Here is a 15,808-nt window from a genome sequence, read left to right on the forward strand (position 1 = left end):
CCCTGAGGTCAGTGGTGGAGACGGCGATGCGGCAGGCGAAGGAGGAAACCCAGATGGCCATGCAGGCCCACACGGCACAGCGCAAGCGCTGGTGCGCGCGGTTCAACGCGCTCGCGATCGACGGGGCTCTGGGCCTGCTGACGGCCGCCGCCATCGCCTGGGCGGATCCGCCGGCGGCCAGCTGGCAGGTGGCGCGACTGGTCGGACTGCTGGCCGCCGGCGCGCTGTCGGTCCGGTTGGCGGCCGAGGCGGCGGCGTACTGCGCGAACGACGCTGGGCGAACCGAGTGCCGCGCCGCGCGCGTCGCGGACCAGACCGTCGACCTGCCCGGCGTCCCCGCCGTGGCTACCCACAGCTTCGGCCAGGCGATCCTGCCCGGCCGACAGGCGCTGCCGTCCGGCAGTGCGCACATCTGAAACACCAAGGAAAGGCGCACGAAGATGTCTGAGCTCACCCCCCTGAAGATCATGTTCCAGGGCTACCTGGCCCGTTTCAACGAGCTGCGTAAGCCCGAGAACCGCGAGTCCGGAATGGGGACCGTCGAGTTGATCGTCATCGCCGGAGCCCTGGTGCTCATCGCGATCGCTGTCACCGCGATCCTGAAGACCAAGGCCACCGACGCCGCGAACAACGTCAACCTCTCGCCGAACCAGTGAGGCGCCCCGGCGCGCCCGGCGCCGAGGCCAGGGGGCCGTCCCGCCTCGCCCGGCTGCGTGAGCAGCCCGAGCGCGGGTCGGTCACCCTGGAGATGGTGCTGGCCTTCCCGCTGCTGTTGCTGCTGATCCTGATCGTCGCGCAGTTCACGATGTTCTACTTCGGCGCCGAGGCCGCGCACACCGCAGCCAGCCAGGCCGTAGCCGTCGCGCGAGCCCAAGGCGCGACCTCCGGCACGGGACAGGCCCAAGGCCAGCAGATCCTGGACCAGGTGGCCGGCGGCACCCTGCCGCAGCGGTCCATCACGGTCACCCGAGGCGCGGCCGAGGCCACCGCGGACGTCACCGGAACCGTCCAGTCCCTGATTCCCGGGTTCCATCTGCACGTCTCGGCGCACGCCGCCGCGCCGGTCGAGGCATGGACCAAATAGCACCCCGCGACGCGTGTTCGCGCGTCGCACGAACGACTTCGATGGGAGGACGCGGTGACGCGACGACGGCCTGTGCCACGCCACCGTGCGCCGAGCCGATGGGCGCGCCTACGCGCCCGCCGAGAGCGCGGATCGGCATCACTGGAGCTGATCCTGGTCACCCCGCTGTTCATCATCTTCCTGCTGATGGTGGTGGCCGTCGGCCGCCTCGTCGACACCAAGATCCAAGTGGACCAGGCCGTGCACGCCGCCGCGCGCGCCGCCAGCTTGTCGATGACGCCCGGCGGGGCCGACGACGCCGCGCAGACCGCGGCAGCGCAGGCGCTTTCCGGGGCCGGGATCACCTGCTCCCCGATGAGCGTGAACACCGCTGTGACCGGAACCGCCGCGGGCGGCACCGCCCGCGTCACGCTCAGCTGCACCGTCGCCCTGGGCGACATGTCCGGGCTGGGCGTGTTCCCCGGCCACAAGACCATCACCAGCTCCTTCTCCTCGGTCATCGACACCTACCGATCAACCCCGGACCAGCCATGACAACAATCCCGACCTCGGTGCTCGCCCGCTGGCGGGCACTGCGCGCGCCCGAACGGCGCGAGGGCGGCATGGTGACCGCCTTCACCATCGTCATCGTCATCGCACTGATGCTGTTCGTCGGCCTGGCCTACGACGGCGGCCGGGCCCTGGACGGACGGGTCAAAGCCCTCAACGAGGCCCAGGAGGCGGCCAGGGCCGGCGCCCAGGCGCTCAACCTGGGAGCCCTGCGCGCCGGCGGGGCGGCCGTGCTCGACCCAGAGGCCGCGGCCAGCGCCGCCAAGGCGTACCTGGCCGGCACCGGCGACACCGGCACGGTCGACGTGGCCGGGACGACCGTCACCGTCTCGGTCACCCACATCCAGCCCACCGTGTTCCTGGGCATGGCCGGGGTCGGCGCCATCACCGCGCACGTCACCGCCAGCGCCAAGGCCGAACAAGGCACCTGAGACCCCGGCACTACCAGCACGACGAACCAGCAGCGAAGAACGAAGGCGGACCATGGCGATACTGAAGGCGCTCGGCGCGACCGCGCGCGGCATCACCCGCTTGGTCAAAGCGCTGCTGGCCGCCGCGATCACCATCGGCGTGCTCGCCGGCATACCGTGGGGCCTGCTGCACTACGCCGGGGACCCGCTGCCGCACTCGGTGCCGTCTCTCGACGCGGTCAAGCACACGCTGACCAACCCCATGACTCCGCAGATGCTGCTCAAAGCGCTCTCGGTGGTCGGCTGGTACCTGTGGCTGATCCTGGCCGTGTCCTTCGCGGTTGAGCTGGTCGCCGCCGCCCGCCGGGTCAACGCCCCGCACGTCCCCACCCTCGGGCCCACCCAGGCGCTGGCCGCCGCCCTGATCACGGCGATCGGGCTCACTGCCCTGCTACGCGCCGCCCCCGCCCACGCCGCCGAGACTTCCTCGGCCTCCGTCCCGACCGGGGGCCGGGTCGCGGCCACCGCCCCAGCGCTTGCCGGGACCGGTGGCCTGACGACCGCGCACCTGACGGTCGGCAGCGCCACATCGTCCGCGCCGCGCGAGAGCGTCCACACCGTCAAGCCCGGCGAATCGCTGTACTCGATCGCAAAGGAAGACCTCGGCAACGGGGACGACTGGCCACAGCTGTACAAGCTGAACGCCGGCGTTGCCCAGGCCGACGGCGACAAGCTCACCAATCCCGACCTCATCCGTCCCGACTGGAAGATTCGCATCACCGCAACGGCTGCCGATCCCGCCACCTCGATAACCGGCGCGAAAGCCGTCCCGGCGCCCACGGCGCAGACACCGGTACCACCCGCACCAGCGACCTCGGCTCCCGCGCTGTCCGCACCGACAGCACAGCCGTCCGTGACCGGACCCGCGACGCCATCCGCGCCACATACCGCCACGCGCAACCCGTCCCATCCCGCCGTCGCCGACGACAGCGGGCAGCAGCACGCGGTGCGACGGCACGGCGGTGCCGCGGTCGGACTGCCTGACGGCGGAGCCATCGGCATCACCCTGGCCGTCGCCCTCGGCTCGGCGCTGGTGTTGGCCCGGCGCTGGCGCACCCGCCTGTCCGACCCGCGATTCCCGACCCCCGAGCCGCCACTGCCCGGCGCACTGCAGGCTGCGCGCCGCGCTCACCTGGCGCTGACCGCACCGACACCGCTGCCTGCGCCGCAGCCCGACGAACCGGCACTGGTCGACGAGGACCTGTACGACGTTCCCGGCGATGACGAGGATCACGAACTCCTTGAAGTCACCAGGACCGTCGCCGCTAACACCGACGGCGTTCGCGAACGCGAAGCCGCGGATAGCCAGGACCCGATCGACGGCTACTTCGACGACGACGACCCCGACCCCGACTGGCTCGGCGAAGCCTCTGACGAAGAGGACGACGGCGAGGAACCGGACTACGGCCTGGGCATCCGGTACGGCGTGCCGCTGGCACCGGGTTCCATCAGCGCCGCCGAGCGCGACGGGGCCGAGATCCCGCTGCCCCCGACCGGCCCCGGCCTGGGCCTAGTCGGCCCGGGAGCGGCCGGCGCGGCGCGCGCGATCGCCGCCTCGGTGCTGTCGGCAGGCGCCCCAGACCGCACCGCCGACCTCGCCCGGCTGATCATCCCGGCCGCCGATCTGGCCATGCGGCTGGGCGTCGAAGCCGCCGCGCTGTCGGAACTGACCCGCGGCGTGCCAGAGCTGACCGCCACCGCGGACCTGGCCACGGCGATCGGCGAGGCCGAAGTCCACGCACTCTGGCGCACCAGCTTGCTGGAGGAGTACGAGGTCCCCGATCTGGACGCGTTGGCCGAGCAGCACCCCGAGGAGGTCGACTGTCCGCCGCTGGTGCTCATGGCCTCCCCGGCTCGCGCGGACGCCCTGCGCATCGCAGCCCTGATCGAGAGTGCCGCGCACCTGCGGATCACCGCCGTCATGCTGGGCGCCCATCCGACAGGGGTCACCGCCTTTGTCGAGGCCGACGGCCGCGTCAGTGGCCCTGGCCTGGCCGACTGGGCTGGCACCAGGTTGTTCGACCTGTCGGCCGACTCGTTTACCGCTGTCCTGCGGCTGCTCGCTGCGGCCTCCGGCAACCAGTTGCCCGCCCAGGAGCCCGCGCCGCCGGCGCCGCGTGCCGAACTGACCGTCGTTGCCAACCAGGGCGCATCCGACCAGGTCCCAACGGCACTCGGTGACGATGCACCGCCCACGCGGCAGCAGAATGTCGCGGCCGATATGCCGTCGTCGTCGCATTCCGATGACGGCGCCGAGGACGGCCTCGCGGTACCGAGGCTGGTCCTGGTCGCCGATCCGGCCGAGCAGATCGCCGCCGACATGCTGCAAGCCTGGTCGCAGCGTTCGGTGCGGATCAGCGTCCTGGGTCCGCTGCGGATCGAGGCGAACGGCGCGCCGGTGACCAAGATGCGCAGCCAGGCCCGCACCCTGGCCGCGCTGCTGGCGTGGAAGGGCGCCGTCGGGATCAGCGACGCCGGCATCGACGCCGCCTGTATGCCCGACGAGGACGACCTCGAGCGCGTCGCCCGCTGGCGCCAGGACGGGCTGAAATCGCTGCGGGCCCGCCTGCGCGAGTCCACCGGACACAAGACGGGCCGGTTCGTCGAACTGCGCGACCGCCGCGAGTATCTGCTGGACTCCGAGCAGGTCGCGGTCGACCTGTGGCTGTTCCGCGCCCTGCACGCCGCCGCTGGCGCGGCACGCGAGGAGCCCGACCAGCTGCGCTGGCTGCGGCACGCGGTAGAGGTCTGCGGCGGGGAGCTGCTGGCCGACCAGACCAGCCCCGACTTCGCCTGGGCGGACTCACCCCGGGTCACGGTGCGCTCCGAGCAGGTCGAGGTCCTCACCCGTTACGCCGAGCTGGCCGCGCGCGCCGGAGAGCAGGAGCGGGCCCTGGCCGCGCTGCGCCGCGCCGCATCGATCGCCGACGATAACGAGTACATCTACCGGCGCATGTTCGACCTGCTGGCCGAGCTGGGCCGGCACGCGGAGATCGCCGCACAGATGCAGGTCCTCGACGCCGCAGCCGACGCAGTCGGCGCCACGGTCAGCACCGCGACCCGTCAGCACGCTGCCAGCTTGCTGCGCCCCGGCGCGGCAGCCAGCACGTCACCTGGGGGCCCAGGTCGGTCCGACCGGTAGGCGAAGACGATCCGGGGCTTCTGGGCGGGCACGGTTCTCGAGGGAACTTCCGCACCACGGCCAGGCCGCGTCCCCGAGTGGGGAAGCGGTCTGGCCGTGGTGCGGTAATTGGTGGCGCTGTGGTCCGGTCAGTCCGGCGCGGCGACTGCTTGCGCGTGCGTCCTGCACTCCAACTTGACCTCCAGATCGGCGTGCAGGGTTGTGACCGCTGCGGCGGTCGGCCGAAGCTCCCGAGCCCAGTCGGTCGAGTTCTGCACCCGCGTGATCGGCAGGAGCTGTCCGTCATGGGCCAGGATCAACTCGGCGTCCACCAGGGCCGGAAACGCCGGTGTGCTGCGGGATAGCCGGATGTACAGGTCCCCGTCGAAGATCCGCGACACCGTGTCCTCGTCGGTCCACTGCCCGACGAACACGTCGTCAGCGGCGTCGACCTCGGCGACCAGCAGCACGGCCTTCCCGCCGGGGATGTCCGCGCCGATCTCGTACAGGTTGACATCGGCGGCCCTGCCCGGCGGCGTCGGCCCGTCATCGTTTGCCATGCGTGGGGTCCTCCATGCGGTGCTCGCTTCCGGTGGCGCTCGGCCACCCGCACGGCGCGCCGCCGTACGGAGCTCCATGGACGCAATGTTCCCCACGAAGATCAAGTCTTTGCCGGTGACGACGCCGTGTCACACCGCCACCGGGCAACGCGAAACGCCGCGCGGGTCCCGATCGGCGCGGCGCTGCACGGAGAAACCAGGGCCCTGACCTGCTGGAGTTGACAACTTTCGAAGATCGAGCGTCCATAGTTGCCGTTCCCCGGCACCGGCGATGCGCGAATCGCGCCGGGGACGCCCCGGCCGGGGCATGACCGCACCTCATTTCCTTTTCGCTGAAACGAGATCCGCCATGCCTAAGAAGAAGACCCCCGCCAAGTCCGCGCCCGTCGCGAACCCCCAGCCGCCCGCCGACACGCCCGCCTTCCCGCCTTCGACCCTGACCGTCCTGGCCCAGTTGGACAGCGAGAGCGGTATGACGGCGGCCGAGGTGGTCGAGAGCTCCGGCCTGGGACGCTCCACCGTCACGAAGGCTCTGTCCACGTTGCACGACGCGGGGCTGGCCGTGCGCCAGGACGGCGGCTTCGATGGCACCCGTCGCATCGCCGACCTGTGGTTCGCCGCACCGGGGGCGAGCGATGCAGTCCGGACCGACCCCGATGCCGACGCCGCCACCGACGACCCGGAACAGCCCACTGCTGACGACGACGCTCAGGCGGAGCCCGCCGATGGAGTCGTCGAACCCGGTGGGAACACCGACACCGACACCGCCGCACCGGACCGGGTCGAGGGCGAGCCGTCGCTGAACATCCCGACCGGCGGCGACAGTGAACCGGACGAGCGCTCCGCCGAATCCGGGCCCGACCTGGACGACGAACCCACCGACGGGCTGGCCGTCGGCGGCGCTCCTGAAGGCGAAGCCATGCCCGACGGGCCCGAAGCGGACGAGCCGACGCACCCTGAAACCGCCGAACCGGACCACATCGACGATGCGGACATCGCGCTCGTACCGGAAGCGGACGAGCCGGAATCCGAGCGTGCCAACGAACCGGACGAGCTGGCCGACGGTGGCGCCGAAGGCGACGGCGCGGTGTCCGGGGCGGCGCAGCCCGGCCCCGTCCTCCCCGTCGCGGCCCCGGTCGCGCCATCGGCGGCACAGGTGGCCGGAGCCGAGGCGTCGCCTGCACGCTTGGGCAAGGGCGAACTGCGTGCACAGGTGGAGGACCACCTGCGTGAACACCCCGACCGGGCGTGGACGCCGACCGCCATCTCCAAGGTCCTCAACAGGTCGGCGGGGGCCATCAACAACGCGTGCGAGAAGCTGCTGGAGACCGAGGTCGTCACGACGTTCGAGGACAAGCCTCGCCGTTTCCAATGGCGGGACCAGGGCGCCAGCCTCGCCGCTTCCTGACGGCGCGCGCCCGGACCACGGCGCGGTGCGCGGAACGATCACGTTCCGCGCACCGCGCCGTCCTGCTCCTTCGGGATGGCACGGCGGTCCGCCTCCGGGGCCGACAAGGACAAGTCCATTCTCGCCGTCCTCGTCGTCGAGATCGTCCTCGTGCGGTCTACGCCGCGCCTTCGACTGTCGTTGACCTGGAGGCGGCGGTCAGACCGTCCGGTTCACGTTCTGGGGCGGCGCCGATCCGGGCGGCAGCTTCGCGGTACATCGCGCCCAGCCGCCGCATGATCTCGACGCTACTCAGCGTGTCGGCACCCGCCGAGCGGCCTCGGCCGGGTGGCATCGAGCCCGTGCCCCTCCACAGCATGAGTTAAGGTGTTGATATTAACGTAATGAGTTCAGGGCGATGGTTGGAAACGCTGAGCAGGAGCCGTCCGCTGTGGAGCGGGTGAGCGACGAGGTTTTCTGGGGTTATATGGGCGCGCTTCAGCGACGCCAGGCCGCGCAGTGGCTGCGCGCGTCGGGCGTGCCGGAACAGGAGGCGGCCACGGCGGTCGTCATGTCCTGCGCGCGCGGCGGCTTCTCCGACGCGCACCAGTTGCGGCTGGTGGTCCAAGCCCTGGACGACGCGAGGCTGTCCGAGGCCGACCGGGGCGTGTTGGAACTGATGCGCGCCGAGCTGGAGTTCGATGTGGCCGAGGTCCGGCGACGCGAGCGGAGCTACAGGGACGCGCTGGTCGCCTACCGGGCCTTGCCGAGGTGGCGCAGGTGGCGGACGGCATACCCGCAGTACTGAGGGCGCGCCGGGCGGTGGCCATGCGCAAAGGAAAGTAGAGGCGACACCTTGGCAACGATGCTGGCCGGTACGGCCGTGTTCTTCGCCAAGGCGATGACCCGCGGCGCCTTCGCCAACCCCACTCGATCGTTCGTGCTCGGCGACCCGGCAGGCGGCGCCGTGGTCTACGGCTGCGTGCTGGAGCTGCTTGGCGCTGACGAGATCGCGCTGGGCGCAGCCGGCCCGGTGCGGATCCTGGTGGTATACGACGAGGTTCCCGACCTCACGGCGCCGATCCCGATCTGGAGCGGTCGCGTTGTCGGCGAGGTACGCGGGGCCCGCATCGTGGACGGGCCTGTTTAGACGGCTACGAAGTCCCCACTGAGCCCGGCGAGCACAGCGGTCGGTCGCCTCCCGCAGAGCCTGTCCGCGCGCGGCCGGACGCCCGCGGCGACGGGGCTCAGGCTGCGGCCGGGCTGGCGGCGGTCCGTGTCGAGGCGGCCTTCTTCGCCGCCGGCGCCTTCGCGGCGGCCGACACCTTCGTCTCGGCCCTGACCGCAGCCCGGACCTCGCGGGGGTCGCGTCCGGTCATCTCGGCAGTCTTCGTCTCGCTCACCCCGTCGGCGACGATGGCGGCCAGCTTCCGGACGCTGTCGGCGCGCAGCTCCTCGACCTTCGCGGTCAGCTGTTCGATCTCGGCATCGTTGCCGGCGACGTCCGCCGCCGCCTCGGCGACACGCTTGCGTCTCTCGCCCTCCAGGCGCCGCCGCTCGGCATCGTCGGCTTCCAGGAGCTTGGCGGCGTGCTCGCGCGCCTTCTTCCGCGCCACGGTCGGCGAGGTCACAGCGGTCATGGCCACCACCGTAACCCGAAATGTTCAGTTCCTACTATCAAGAGGTTAATTAGAGTGATATGCGAGCCAGGGCGAGCCGTCATGCCGACACCGCACGCTCGGCGATGCCGGTCAGCCCCGGCGCTCCTAGCGGGGTCAGAGGTCGCGGCCGGCCGCCTGCGGCGGGGCGAGCCGTACCTCGCCGGAGGCGGCGGCGATGTTCAGGCGGTCCACCGCGTCGGGACGGAACTCGTACCACTCGCTGCACACGCCGACCGCGCTGGTCGCGTCGACTGTCTCAATCCGCACCAGCCACCCGGATCTGGATCTGATCCATTCCCGGACCACGCCCAGCCGCCATGCGCCGTCGACCCGCGCCCGGACGGGGATGAATGTCTGAGCGACGCGCACGCCGTACGTCGCCTTTGGTGGCTTGCCGACTTTGAGGTCCGGCGGGGTCGGGCCGTAGCGGATCGAGGCGTTCATGAGCGGCGGTCCTCGTGCCTCAGTCTTGGCCGGGCTGGACGCGGATCTGGAACCCGGGGCCGGCCGGGAGCGTCTGGACGCGCAGGCGCGCCTGGCACAGGGCGTGGTCGAGCGCTCCCCGGGCCGCCTGGGCGGGCACGCCGTTGATGACCACCGCCCCGTCCCGGGCGTCGATCCGGATCGCGTCGTAGGGCACGTCCAGGTCGAACAACGTCCGGCTGATCGCGGAAGCCAACGTTTCGAGATTCTCCATGGCGGTAAGGTACTCGAACGTTTGTTCTAAATCGAGGAGGCGCGCCGACCATCGACAATTCGCGGGCGGCGGACCTGGAGCGGGCAGATCAGTGCCTTGCTTCAGCGGCGCGAGCCGCCGACGCGCCCCATACCGGTCGGGCCGGGTTCCACGGCTCCGGTGTCGCCGTCGGCGGTCCCATTTTCGACGACGGCCGCGAGGCTGAGCCGACCCGATAGCATGGCAGGCACGTGTCGGCAGGTCTCTGATCCGACCGACTGAACGTGTACGTCCCCCTGGCATGACGCCTCGAAATCCTGTGGAGCGGGCCGGATTTCGCGTTTCTCCCTTGTTGCGACGGGGCGGTCGGCACGGCTTGCACAGGACAAGCCCCGGCGTTCCGGGGCGCCGGTTGAACAGGTAGGTAAAGACTACGAACGTCATCGCCGACGACGGCCAGGAGTACGAGATTCTGACCGACACCCTCGGGTTCGGCGGCCAGGGCACGGTGTTTCGCGCCCGCCGCGTCGCCGACGGCCACGAGGTCGCCGTCAAGCGCATCGCTGCCGCGGCCCCGCGCGAGCTTGAGATCGCCGAGAAGGTCATGTCCCTCGGGCAGCCGGAGCAGCTCCTGGTCCCGTTCGCCTCCGCCTCCGACGGGCCGGACTTGCTGCTGTTCATGCCGCTGGCACTGGAGGGCAGCCTCGCCGACGAGATCGCCGCGCGGCCGGGCGGCTGGGACGAGTCCGAGGTGCTTGCGATCGTCCACGACATCGTCGCCGGGCTGATCGAGCTGAACGCCGCCGGGATCGTGCACCGCGACCTCAAGCCCGCGAACATCCTGCTCTACCAGGGGCGGTGGCATCTGGCCGATTTCGGGATGAGCCGCGACCTCGACGTCCGGACCGCGACCCTCACGTACACGATGGGCGGCACGCCCCTGTACTACGCGCCGGAGCGACTGTTGCTGCAGCCGGCGACGCACAAGGGCGACCTGTACGCCCTGGGCCTGATCGCATACGAGCTCGCCGCCGGCCGGCCGCCGTTCAACGGCGCGACCATCGACGAGCTGCGCCGGCATCAGCTGTCCACGCCGCCGCCTGTGCCTCCGGTCGGCCCCGTGCTGGGCCGGTGGATCCTGCGCCTGCTCGACAAGGATCCGGCACGTCGGCACCAGGACGCCGCCGCGGCGCAGGCGAGCCTGCCTGCGGCGGACGCGCCGGCCGGCCAGTTGGCCGCCGTCGCACTGCAGCGCCAGCAGCGCCTCCAGGCCCAGACGGCCCGCGACGGCCAGGCCAGCGCCGAGGCGGACGCGCGGGTGGCGCTGCGCACCCAGGCGCTGGCCGACCTCGAGGACATCTGCGCCGGCGCCGCCGACCTCGCCCGGCTCCAGCTCCCCGACCTGAAGCACAGCAGCCACGGTGCGACGCAGCAGTTCGATCTCGATGACCTTCGACTGAGCATCACCGTCTGGAGCAGCCCCGACGCCGGTCAGGACCTCGCTGCGGTGGTGCTGGCCGGGGAGGCTCGCTCGGCACGCACGCTGGCCAACGTCGTCTGCGAGAACGAGGCCGGCGCGCTGCGCTGGTACCTCGACTCTGTCACCAAGCATCCGCTGACCGGAATCGTCGGCGCGCCGCAGGGCCTGGCCCGTGCGGAGTTCTTCCAGCACTACCCGTACCTGCGCGACAACGTGACCCACGTCTGGGTGCGCCGCCGCGCTGTGCTGGACCCGCAGGCCATCGTGGACCTGCTGGTGGACCTGCTGCGGGAGGACGCATGAGCGCGCGCTGGCGCGCGCCGGCCGTCGAAGAAGAACGCCGCGCGCTGTACAACGGCTCCCGGTCGGTCGGCCCGAACCACCCGCACTTCTTCCCCAGCGCGAACAGCGCGCCGCCCCCGTCAGTGCGCCTGGGCCTGCTCGTCGCGTCCGGTGCGCTGGCCCCGTCCGATCCGCACACCTCGGACATCCGCCGCTCCTTCGCCCAGGTGCTGGGCGCGGGGCGGATGGGGGCGCTGATCGCAGACCTTACCGCGACCGAGGGACGGCAGTGGAGCGCCTGGGACCCTCGTGGCCGCATCAGCTTCAGCGCCATCCTCGCGACCGGCGACGACGACCCGGCGCCGGTCGCGTGGGCACGGTTCACCCCGGCCGACCCGGAATGGGCCGGGTACGGCAGGGACCCGCGCTGCGCGGAACTGACGGTGTACGTGCAGCCGCGAGACGAGAACGGTCCCGCGCCGAGCCAGGGCATTGCCCGGTGGCACCGCCGCTTCGCGGCGAGCTTGGATGCCCTGGCCGAGTTCGCCGACCGGATGCTCGCCGGGGAACTCCGGCTGGAAGTGACGGACGACCCGGCGATGAAGGCCGCGGTGTGGCTGGAGGCCGATCCCGATCTAACCGAACTCGTCGGCACCACCGGCGCGCGGCGCCTGCCCGGCTCCATGGTACGCAAGGAGTTCGGCGGCTACGCGGTCGCTGACCCGTCAGGGTCCTCGGCCTCCGAACTCGCGACCGGCTGGGTCCGGCAGATGTGCGACGACGCGCTGCACCTCGACGACTATGAGGCGCTGCTGATCACCTCCGCGTCGTGATCAGCCAACACTCCGTACCTCGCGGTGACGCACACCCGGCGTTGAACAACGCGTCCGCGGCAACCACCGGGTGTCGGTGGTCCTCGCGGGAACAGCTGCGGCCCGGGATTCATGCCGCCGGGCGGGGCGCCTCGACACCGGAGCGCCTTCCGCGCCCGGGACCTCCCGGTCCCTACAGTGAGTGGTCCAGGGGTGCCGCGCGCGGGATGGGACGACGGTGGGGGAACTCGGCGAGGTCACGGAGTATCTGTACTGGTCGGAGCGCCGGGTGTCGCGGCTGGCCCGCGAGAACGGCATCGGTCAGGCGGCGCGGCGCTCGCTCGCCGTCAAGGCCGACGTCGGGGTCGCCGGACCGCACATCCAGGTCGAGTCCGGCAACCGCGGCGGCGAGTTGACGCTGAATGAGAAGGCGGATCGGATCGAGGCCGCCGTCGGCCGGCGCGCGATGGAGGACATCGCAGGCCCGCCGGGCGTCCAGTTCGCCAAGGGCCGGACCGGGGTCTCGGTGTCGCAGTTCGTGGGCGCCGAGGAGCGGCCGGGAATGATGTTCCATATCCGCACCCCGAACAGCGCCGGTCGCCTGGTCGACGTCATCTTGTTCGGCAGCATGGACAACGTCCCGGAGTACGTGCAGAAGGCCGACGTCCTCGAGGACGGCTGGACCTCGTCCTCGGCCCCGTTCATCGAGGAGTTCCTGGCCAGCAACGGCGAGCGGTGCGACTGCTACGACTTCCCGGATGGCGCGTCGTACATGGCGGTCGACGCACTGCAGATCGCGCTGCACCAGGGAAGCACCACGCCCCAGCTGGGAAGCGGGACCGTTCTGGAGCATCGCGGCTACACCCTCGGCCGGGCCGGCGACGCCGAGTGGTTCGCCAGGATCTACCTCGACGTCGAGATCGACCCCGACCGCTGGGACCTGACGGCCGCCGAGCGCACCGAGCGCGTACTCATTGGCGCACCCCTGTGGATCCGACGCCCCCTCGGCGCCCCGGCGTTCCAGCCGAGGCGCGCCTGGCGGCTCCCGCGGTGGTGATTCCGGCCGCCGAGGCGTCGGGCCTCTGCGTACGGCGCGGCGCGCGGGCGACGCCGCTTCGTAGACCGGTGATGGACAGGCGTGCGGTCCGCGGCCGATTCCGATCGCGGCGGGCGCTGGCCTTGGAGCGCAAGTAGGTCCCCGTTCCGGTTCGGACGGGGACCTACTGACTGCGGTGCATGCTCAGCGGCGTCGGCGGTTGTGATCTGAGCGCGGGCCGCCGGGCAGCAGCCCGGCCAGGAAGGCGGCGTAGTCGTCTTCGCGGCCGACGTCCGGGTTGAGGTCGAACGGCAGCAACTGCGCCCCGAAGACGCTGCGCAGGATCAAGGTGGCGCGCATCGCGTGGACCAGGGCGCCGTCGGGGCCGCGCCCGACGCCGCGCGTGGCGATGACCTCGCGCCGGTCGGGCTGCTCGGACGGCCTGGGGATGTCGTCCAGAGGCAGCCGTGCGGCCGTCGAGGCCGGCACGGTGACCGAGCCCATCCAGGACTCGCCGGTGAGCACGATCGCCGACGGGCGGTCGGTGCGCGCGATCTCGGCGGTCTGCTCGCGGTCGATGATGCCCTGGGGCATCGCGACCAGGCGGGCGGTGCCGTCGGAGATGAACCACAGGGCCGGGACCACGGTCTGGTTGGCCTGGAAGTGCTTCTCGGCTTCGGCGTGCAGTCCGCAGGTGAGCCCGTCGAGCTGCTCGGCGGTGATCGGCACGTCAGTCCTCCCGGTCCGCATCGCCGCCGCTTGTGGCCGGGCCGGGATCGGTGCCCGGGGCCTGGTACCGCTGCTGCGCGTCGACCCAGACGCCTTCGGCGATCAGGCGGTTGAGGTCCTCCACCGCGCCGGGGGTTTCGGGGGCCGCGCTGGTCCAGCCGTCGGAGGTGCGCACGGCGTACCAGCCCAGACGCCGTGCGTCGGAAAGGCCGGGCTGCTCGCCGCTCCAGGACGTTCTGCAGTCGCGGCGCGGGTCCGTGCGGCAGCCGTGGGCGACATCGCAGCCGTCGCGCCGCTGGCGGCCCGTGGCGGCGCACCAGCCGATACAGCACGCGTCAGCGTGCAGGGTTCCGACGCTCACGGAGCAGCCGGGGCAGGCGGACGGGTCGGCCGCGCCGGGCTCGGCGGGCGGGGCGGGTGGGGGCATCGGCGTGTCCTCGGGTGCTCTGGTCGGTCGGGGTTCGGCGCTGGGCTGCGCGGGCCGCAGCGCGGCGGCGAGGGCTTCGGTCGCGCCGTCGCGGCGGGTGCCGGGGACGCCGTCGACCGGGTCACTGACCATCGTGCCGAACGGGGTGCGCCGGATCCGGCTGGCGCGCGTCAAGACCATCGTCGTGCCGTCCGGGCCGATCCCGACGCAGTGCGTGACGATCTCCTCGGCGCGGTCGGGATCGCTGGAGGGGCGGGGCAGGTCTTCCGGCGCGAGGGCGGCCATCTGCTGGGCGGACAGGCCCGGGACGCTGACCCACGCCTCGCCGATGGTCAGGATGGCGACCGCGTCGGCCCGTCGGGCGAAGGCGTCCAGGACGTGCTGCGGCGGGATGCCGTCGGGGACTAGGACCAGGTCTTCGGGTCCGGTCTCGGGCAGGAACACCAGCAGCGGCGCGGCGAAGCCGTGGATGCGGTGGTTGTTCTCGGCGGCGGAGTGCAGGCGCACGCAGGCCGCGTGCAGCCGTTCATAGCTGATCGTCATGGGATGGGTCCTTGCTTCTCGTTGGATGTCGGCCTGGGATGGACTGGGGTGGCGCTGGGTCGGCTGCGCGGGACTGGTTCTCAGCGGTCGGTTTGCGGCTGTGGCGCTGCGGTCTCCGGCAGGAGCCCGGTCAGCCAGGCGATCAGGCCGGCGAACTCCGCGAGGTCCGACGGTGTGCCCTCACGCACGGCGGCCAGGACGGCAGGGCCGTCCAGACCGGTGCGGATGTCGCTGCACAGAGAAGTGGTCACGGCGCGGCCGGGCCAGATCGTGAGCGTCAGCACCGCCCGGCCGAAGTCGCCGACCAACCGGACGGCGGCCCCGGCGCCTGGTTCCTGTGGCGCCAGGTCGATCTCCACCTCGGCGACGCGCGCCACCGCTGTGAGGGCCACGGCGACAGCGCCGATCCGCTCGGCGTGCTCGCGCACCGCGTCCCCGGCGGCCTCCTGCCCGATGCCCTGGTCGAACTCGACCAGCCGAGGCACGCCGTCGGCGGCAAACAGCACCGTCTTGATCGAGGTGGTCCCGTGTTTGCGCCAGTGGTCCTCGGCGGTGCGGTGGATCTCCTGGCTGGACCACGCCAGGAACTCCGGTGTCAGTATGGTCATGACAAACTCCTTGCTTTGTGGGTGCGGTTCGGCCCGCATGTCGAGCCTTGTCAGGGGGTTAGAGCAGGACGTCGGCGACGCGCTCGCCGATCCAGCGGGCCACGTTCACCGCCACGGCGTTCCCGGCCTGCATCCGGATCTGGTCCGGGCTTCCGGCCAGGTGGTAGGAATCCGGGAATCTCTGGGTTCTGGCCTGCTCCCGCGACGTGATCATGCGGTATGTCAGGTCATGGATACTCGGCGGGTCGCCGGGCTCCTAGTGAGCTGAGTTGATGTTTGGCCGTCGCCACGTGAGTCGCGATTTGAAGCAGGGGTCGTGGCTCGGTGGTGGCGGTTTTCGTTGAGTCGTGACGGGGTCCTGATTCTGCGCTGTGCTGCGGGTA

General features: G+C 71.6%; 20 protein-coding genes. 12 read left to right on the top strand and 8 right to left on the bottom strand.

The genetic code is table 11. The features are described 5' to 3' along the window. The first annotated feature begins 26 nt into the window (after positions 1 to 26). The 6 genes from ABD481_RS43575 to ABD481_RS43600 all read left to right on the top strand — a co-directional run bounded on the left by ABD481_RS43575 (position 27) and on the right by ABD481_RS43600 (position 5,245). Positions 27 to 416 carry a hypothetical protein gene (locus ABD481_RS43575; protein ID WP_344671801.1) on the top strand — a complete coding sequence of 130 codons (390 nt, stop codon included), beginning with the start codon at positions 27 to 29 and terminating at the stop codon, positions 414 to 416. Between the two features lie 24 nt (positions 417 to 440). Then, positions 441 to 656: a hypothetical protein gene (locus tag ABD481_RS43580; protein WP_344671802.1), complete on the top strand. Its 216-nt coding sequence runs from the start codon at positions 441 to 443 to the stop codon at positions 654 to 656. Next, positions 653 to 1,084, top strand: a complete 432-nt coding sequence (locus tag ABD481_RS43585; RefSeq protein WP_344671803.1) for a TadE/TadG family type IV pilus assembly protein — start codon at positions 653 to 655, stop codon at positions 1,082 to 1,084. Before ABD481_RS43580 ends, ABD481_RS43585 begins: the two co-directional genes overlap by 4 nt. A 72-nt stretch (positions 1,085 to 1,156) precedes the next feature. Further along, positions 1,157 to 1,618 (top strand): TadE/TadG family type IV pilus assembly protein, encoded by a 462-nt coding sequence (locus ABD481_RS43590; RefSeq protein ID WP_344671804.1) that lies wholly within the window; start codon positions 1,157 to 1,159, stop codon positions 1,616 to 1,618. Next, on the top strand, positions 1,615 to 2,064 hold the full coding sequence (locus ABD481_RS43595) for a pilus assembly protein TadG-related protein (protein ID WP_344671805.1): 450 nt from the start codon (positions 1,615 to 1,617) through the stop codon (positions 2,062 to 2,064). The genes ABD481_RS43590 and ABD481_RS43595 overlap by 4 nt, the downstream gene beginning before the upstream one ends. A gap of 52 nt (positions 2,065 to 2,116) precedes the next feature. Beyond that, a complete protein-coding gene (locus ABD481_RS43600) occupies positions 2,117 to 5,245 on the top strand; it encodes an AfsR/SARP family transcriptional regulator (protein ID WP_344671806.1) in 3,129 nt (1,042 codons plus the stop codon). 128 nt (positions 5,246 to 5,373) lie between these two features. Here the strand turns inward: ABD481_RS43600 and ABD481_RS43605 are convergent, their stop codons facing one another. Continuing rightward, positions 5,374 to 5,784, bottom strand: a complete 411-nt coding sequence (locus ABD481_RS43605) for a hypothetical protein (protein WP_344671807.1) — start codon at positions 5,782 to 5,784, stop codon at positions 5,374 to 5,376. A 349-nt stretch (positions 5,785 to 6,133) separates the two neighbouring features. Here ABD481_RS43605 and ABD481_RS43610 point away from each other — a divergent pair, with 349 nt between their 5' ends. The 3 genes from ABD481_RS43610 (at position 6,134) to ABD481_RS43620 (ending at position 8,321) form a co-directional block, all read left to right on the top strand. Then, positions 6,134 to 7,192 carry a MarR family transcriptional regulator gene (locus tag ABD481_RS43610; RefSeq protein ID WP_344671808.1) on the top strand — a complete coding sequence of 353 codons (1,059 nt, stop codon included), beginning with the start codon at positions 6,134 to 6,136 and terminating at the stop codon, positions 7,190 to 7,192. A gap of 397 nt (positions 7,193 to 7,589) precedes the next feature. Next, positions 7,590 to 7,979, top strand: coding sequence for a hypothetical protein (locus ABD481_RS43615; protein WP_344671809.1), 390 nt, complete (start codon positions 7,590 to 7,592; stop codon positions 7,977 to 7,979). Between the two features lie 57 nt (positions 7,980 to 8,036). Then, the gene (locus tag ABD481_RS43620; RefSeq protein ID WP_344671810.1) at positions 8,037 to 8,321 is read left to right on the top strand and encodes a hypothetical protein; all 285 of its coding nucleotides are present in this window, start codon (positions 8,037 to 8,039) and stop codon (positions 8,319 to 8,321) included. Between the two features lie 97 nt (positions 8,322 to 8,418). Here the strand turns inward: ABD481_RS43620 and ABD481_RS43625 are convergent, their stop codons facing one another. From ABD481_RS43625 to ABD481_RS43635, 3 genes are all read right to left on the bottom strand, one after another. Continuing rightward, entirely contained in the window at positions 8,419 to 8,811 is a 393-nt protein-coding gene (locus ABD481_RS43625) for a hypothetical protein (protein WP_344671811.1), read from the bottom strand. A 135-nt stretch (positions 8,812 to 8,946) separates the two neighbouring features. Further along, positions 8,947 to 9,276: a hypothetical protein gene (locus ABD481_RS43630; RefSeq protein ID WP_344671812.1), complete on the bottom strand. Its 330-nt coding sequence runs from the start codon at positions 9,274 to 9,276 to the stop codon at positions 8,947 to 8,949. Positions 9,277 to 9,295: 19 nt separating this feature from the next. Then, positions 9,296 to 9,529 (bottom strand): hypothetical protein, encoded by a 234-nt coding sequence (locus ABD481_RS43635; protein WP_344671813.1) that lies wholly within the window; start codon positions 9,527 to 9,529, stop codon positions 9,296 to 9,298. Positions 9,530 to 9,980: 451 nt separating this feature from the next. Between ABD481_RS43635 and ABD481_RS43640 the strand changes: the two genes are divergently transcribed. The 3 genes from ABD481_RS43640 (at position 9,981) to ABD481_RS43650 (ending at position 13,139) form a co-directional block, all read left to right on the top strand. Next, on the top strand, positions 9,981 to 11,291 hold the full coding sequence (locus ABD481_RS43640) for a serine/threonine-protein kinase (protein ID WP_344671821.1): 1,311 nt from the start codon (positions 9,981 to 9,983) through the stop codon (positions 11,289 to 11,291). Continuing rightward, positions 11,288 to 12,103: a hypothetical protein gene (locus ABD481_RS43645; RefSeq protein WP_344671814.1), complete on the top strand. Its 816-nt coding sequence runs from the start codon at positions 11,288 to 11,290 to the stop codon at positions 12,101 to 12,103. The genes ABD481_RS43640 and ABD481_RS43645 overlap by 4 nt, the downstream gene beginning before the upstream one ends. A 217-nt stretch (positions 12,104 to 12,320) precedes the next feature. Next, positions 12,321 to 13,139 carry a DUF7019 family protein gene (locus tag ABD481_RS43650; RefSeq protein ID WP_344671815.1) on the top strand — a complete coding sequence of 273 codons (819 nt, stop codon included), beginning with the start codon at positions 12,321 to 12,323 and terminating at the stop codon, positions 13,137 to 13,139. A 183-nt stretch (positions 13,140 to 13,322) separates the two neighbouring features. Here ABD481_RS43650 and ABD481_RS43655 read toward each other — a convergent pair whose 3' ends face one another. The 4 genes from ABD481_RS43655 to ABD481_RS43670 all read right to left on the bottom strand — a co-directional run bounded on the left by ABD481_RS43655 (position 13,323) and on the right by ABD481_RS43670 (position 15,660). Beyond that, positions 13,323 to 13,847: a hypothetical protein gene (locus ABD481_RS43655; RefSeq protein ID WP_344671816.1), complete on the bottom strand. Its 525-nt coding sequence runs from the start codon at positions 13,845 to 13,847 to the stop codon at positions 13,323 to 13,325. A 1-nt stretch (position 13,848) separates the two neighbouring features. After that, a complete protein-coding gene (locus ABD481_RS43660; RefSeq protein ID WP_344671817.1) occupies positions 13,849 to 14,817 on the bottom strand; it encodes a hypothetical protein in 969 nt (322 codons plus the stop codon). Positions 14,818 to 14,897: 80 nt separating this feature from the next. Continuing rightward, entirely contained in the window at positions 14,898 to 15,425 is a 528-nt protein-coding gene (locus ABD481_RS43665) for a hypothetical protein (protein ID WP_344671818.1), read from the bottom strand. Positions 15,426 to 15,483: 58 nt separating this feature from the next. Beyond that, on the bottom strand, positions 15,484 to 15,660 hold the full coding sequence (locus tag ABD481_RS43670) for a DNA cytosine methyltransferase (protein ID WP_344671822.1): 177 nt from the start codon (positions 15,658 to 15,660) through the stop codon (positions 15,484 to 15,486). Between the last annotated feature and the right edge of the window lie 148 nt (positions 15,661 to 15,808).

The sequence above is a fragment of the Catenulispora yoronensis genome (assembly GCF_039531695.1).
Classification (GTDB): domain Bacteria; phylum Actinomycetota; class Actinomycetes; order Streptomycetales; family Catenulisporaceae; genus Catenulispora; species Catenulispora yoronensis.